Genomic DNA, 3994 nt, shown 5'->3' with positions numbered 1-3994 from the left:
CTGTACGCGCTGGCCGCGCTGCTCCTGCTGGGCCTCGCCCCGCTCGCCCGGAACGGGCCCGCACCGGAGCCGGGCGGGGCGCGCTCCGCAGGGGTGCGCGGAGGAGGGCGCGGCAGTGTGCTCAAGGACATCCGGGAGGGCGTCGGCTTCGTCCTGCGCCATCGCACCCTGCGGCTCACGCTGGCCGCGAGCACCCTGTACGGATTGGTCTTCTCGGCGACCTTCTCGATGCTGGTCCTGCTCAGCGACCGCACTCTGGGGCTGAGCGGCACCGGGTACGGACTACTGCTGGCCGCCGGGTCGCTGGGCGCCGTCGGGGGCAGCTGGCTGGCGCCCCGGGCCGCCGACCGGCTGCCCACCGTACGGCTGGCCTTCTGGTCCCTGGTGGCGTCCGGGGCCGCGTACGTCCTGCTGGGAACGGCGCCCGGCCCCGTGCTCGCCGGGCTGGCGCTGGCCGCGAACGGCGTCTTCATGATGGGCTGGAACATCCCGGTGATGTCGCTGCGCCAGCGGCTGACGCCCGAGAACCTCCAGGGCCGGGTGATGAGCGTGTCCCGGCTGTGCGCCTGGGGCACCATGCCGCTCGGCGCGCTCCTCGGCGGGCTGCTCGCCGAAGTCCTGTCCGTTCCGGCGGTGTTCGTCGTCTGCGGCACCGTCCTGGCCGCCGGCGCCCTGCTGCTGCTCGCCCTCCTGCGCGACTCCCCGGCCGCGCCCGGGGACACGCATCCGCGTCCCGATCCGCACACAGACCTTTTCGACAAGGGGTGACCATTGGACACGCAGCTCTACGACACGGTGATCGTCGGGGGCGGCCCGGCCGGCCTGAACGGGGCTCTGTACCTGGGCCGTTCGCGCCGCCGAGTGCTGCTGATCGACTCCGGCGACGCGCGCAACATGGCGGCCGGGGTCATGCACAACGTGCTCACCAACGACGGCGCGACCATCGCCGACTTCCGGGCCCGCTCCCGCGCGCAGCTCTCCGAGTACGACGTGTCGTTCCGCGACGACGAGGTGGTGTCCGCGGCCGGCGAGGGCGACCACGTGGTGGTCGCCACCAAGGAGTCGGGCACCTTCCGCGCCCGCACCCTGCTGTACGCGGCGGGCGTGCGCTCCCTCCTGCCACCGGTGCCCGGGATCGCGGACCTGTGGGGGAAGACCGTGTTCGAGTGCCCGTACTGCCACGGCTGGGAGGTCCGCGAGCGGACCATCGCCGTGTACGGCGGTGCGGTGCCCAGCGAATGCCTGGCGTCGATCCTCACGGCGTGGTCCGACGACATCACCTACCTCTCCGACCGGCGGGAGCTGCCCGTGGACGAGCGGGACCGGCTCACCGCGGCCGGGGTACCGGTCCGCGCGGACAAGGTGGCGGGGCTGAAGCCGCACCCGAAGGGCGTGCGGGTCGAGTTCGAGGACGGAGGCGGCGCGAGCTACGGTGCGCTGTTCCTCCACCTCGACATGGAGCCCCGGGTGGATCCCTTGCGCCCCTGGGTCGACGCCCCGGACCTGGAGTCGGTGCAGACCGACGACCGGGGCCGTACCAGCGTCCCCCGCCTGTACGTGGCCGGCGACCTGGGGCGCAACATGCACCAGGCGGCGATGGCCGCGTCCAGCGGCGGACTGGCGGCCATGGCCGTCAACACCGACCTGATCCGCGAGGACCGGCCCGGCTCCCTGCCCGCGCCGCCGCCTCCCGCCCCGGCGCCCTGACAGCAGCCCGCCCTCCACCGCGCACACCGACGGGAGCACCGCAGCGATGACGTCACCCCGCGCCGAGTACACGCCGCACATGGAGCACTACACCTTCGTCCTGGAGGACCAGCCTTATCTGGGGTACTTCCAGTACGGCGGTGAGAAGACGCCCGTCTATGCCACCGACCGGCACGGTTTCCGGATCACGCCCGGCCCCGGCGGGCAGCGGGCCACGGTCGGCGACGACCGGCCCGAGGGGGCCGCGCGGGTGCTGGCGGGCAGTTCCGCAGTGTTCGGCGTGGGGGCCACCGGGGACGCCGCCACCATCGGCGCGCGTCTGTGGAACGCGCACGCGCCCCGGCTGCCGTGGCTGAACTTCGCCGGCCAGAGCCACAACTCGGCGCAGGAACTGCTGCTGTTCACCCTGTTCCAGCACGAACTGCCGCCCGTCGAGGACATCGTGCTGCTGTCGGGGGTGAACAACATGGTGCTCAGCCGGTTGCCCGAGGAGAAGCAGGGCCGCCACGGCGCGTTCTTCGACTGCGGTCCCGCCCCGGACGTGGTGCCCCCGCCGGACCGGCGGGTCGCGCACGCTGCGGACCTGACCCTGCGCCACCTGCGCGGCTGGAAGCTGCTCGCGGACGGGCTCGGGGCGGGTCTGACGTTCGTCCTGCAGCCGCTCGCACCGTGGGTGCGCGAGGAGCCGCTGGCGCGCGAGACGCTCCTCTTCGAGGAACTGGACGAGGTGTCCAACTTCCGCCGGTTCCACAACGACATCTCCACGATGGCGGTCGGCCGCTCCTATGCGCAGCGGCTCGCCGTCGGATGCGCCGCGCTGGACGTGCCGTTCCTGGACATGAACGTGGCGCTGGGCGAGGCCGCAGCGCCGGAGGACTGGCTCTTCATCGACCGGGTGCACTGCACGGACCTGGGCTACGACCTGGTGGCCCGGCAGTTGGCGGACCGTCTGGACCTGGCGTGAGGGGGCCCGGCGAGGAGCGCGGGAGGGTTAAGGCCCCGGCGGCCCGCCGCCTCTCGTCCTGGCTGCGCGCCCGGAGCCGCATCGGGCGGCCCGCCGACGCTCCGAACGCGGTCGAGTCCCCGGCCGCGCCTGCGGCGGACCGGACTGCCGAACCGGCCCCGCCCCCGCCACCGTCCCGATTGCGCCCGCAGCCGGAGGACGATGCGTCCGTCTACCCGTTGTTCTGACATGGGGAAGCGGACCGGCGGAGGGCGGACCGGCGGCGCGGGCCGGGACGGTCCGGTACTGGGAATCTCCGCCTACTACCACGACAGTGCGGCGGCCCTGGTGTCCGGGGGTGTTCCGGTGGCCGCCGCCCAGGAGGAGCGGTTCAGCAGGCGGCGCCACGATGCCGACTTCCCGGCCCAGGCCGTCGCCTACTGCCTGCTGGAGGCGGGTCTGCGCCTGGACGAGCTGGCGGCCGTGGCGTTCTACGAGGACCCGGCGCTGAAGTTCCGCCGGGTGATGTCCACGTGGCTGGCGACGGCGCCGCACGGCTTCCCCGTCTTCCGCCGGGCCTTCCCGCAGTGGGCCGGCTGGAAGCGGCACGCCCTGGACGACGTGCGCGCGCGGCTGCGCGTGCTGTCCGGCGGGCGGCCACTGCCGCCGGTGGTGGCGCATCGGCACCACGCCTCGCACGCCGCATCGGCGTTCCTGCCCAGCCCGTACCCGTCGGCGGCGGTGTTGTGCGTCGACGGCGTCGGCGAGTGGGCGACGACGACTCTGTGGCACGGCCGGGGCACCGAGCTGGTCCCGCTCGCCGAACTGCGCTTCCCGCACTCGCTGGGCATGCTGTACTCGGCGTTCACCCACTTCTGCGGCTTCAAGGTCGACTCGGGCGAGTACAAGCTGATGGGCCTCGCCCCGTACGGCACGCCGCGCTGGGCGCCCCTCATCCGGGATCGGCTGATCGACGTCAAGGCGGACGGCTCGTTCCGCCTCGACCTGCGCCATTTCACCTTCCAGTACGGCCAGACCATGACCGGCCGGTCCTTCGAGGAGCTGTTCGGCGGGCCGCGACGCACCCCCGAAGGAGCCCTAACGGAGCGGGAGTTCGATCTCGCCGCCTCGGTCCAGGCCGTGACCGAGGAGGTGGTACTGCGGCTGGCCCGCACGGTGCTGAAGCGCACGGGCGAGCGGCGGCTGTGCCTGGCCGGCGGTGTCGCGCTGAACTGCGTGGCCAACGGACGGCTCGTGGACGAGGACGTCTGCGACGAGCTGTGGGTGCAGCCGGCCGCCGGGGACGCAGGCGGCGCGCTGGGCGCGGCCCTGGCGGAGTCGCAC

4 protein-coding genes are annotated in these 3994 nt (G+C 73.5%); all 4 read left to right on the top strand.

Features of this window, described 5'->3' with window-relative positions:
* A partial coding sequence (locus AWZ10_RS36900) for an MFS transporter (RefSeq protein WP_159058498.1) occupies positions 1 to 768 on the top strand: 768 nt, incomplete at its 5' end.
* A 3-nt stretch (positions 769 to 771) separates the two neighbouring features.
* Entirely contained in the window at positions 772 to 1707 is a 936-nt protein-coding gene (locus AWZ10_RS36895; protein WP_060893195.1) for an NAD(P)/FAD-dependent oxidoreductase, read from the top strand.
* Between the two features lie 46 nt (positions 1708 to 1753).
* The gene (locus AWZ10_RS36890) at positions 1754 to 2671 is read left to right on the top strand and encodes a hypothetical protein (protein WP_060893194.1); all 918 of its coding nucleotides are present in this window, start codon (positions 1754 to 1756) and stop codon (positions 2669 to 2671) included.
* A gap of 228 nt (positions 2672 to 2899) precedes the next feature.
* Positions 2900 to 3994 (top strand): carbamoyltransferase family protein (locus AWZ10_RS36885; protein ID WP_279616665.1); only part of this gene is annotated, 1095 nt, incomplete at its 3' end.

Origin of the sequence: Streptomyces europaeiscabiei, assembly GCF_001550375.1 — a bacterium.
Lineage (GTDB): Bacteria > Actinomycetota > Actinomycetes > Streptomycetales > Streptomycetaceae > Streptomyces > Streptomyces europaeiscabiei.
Note: the sequence above shows the minus strand (reverse complement) of the source record. Positions and strands in the feature narration are given on the sequence as shown.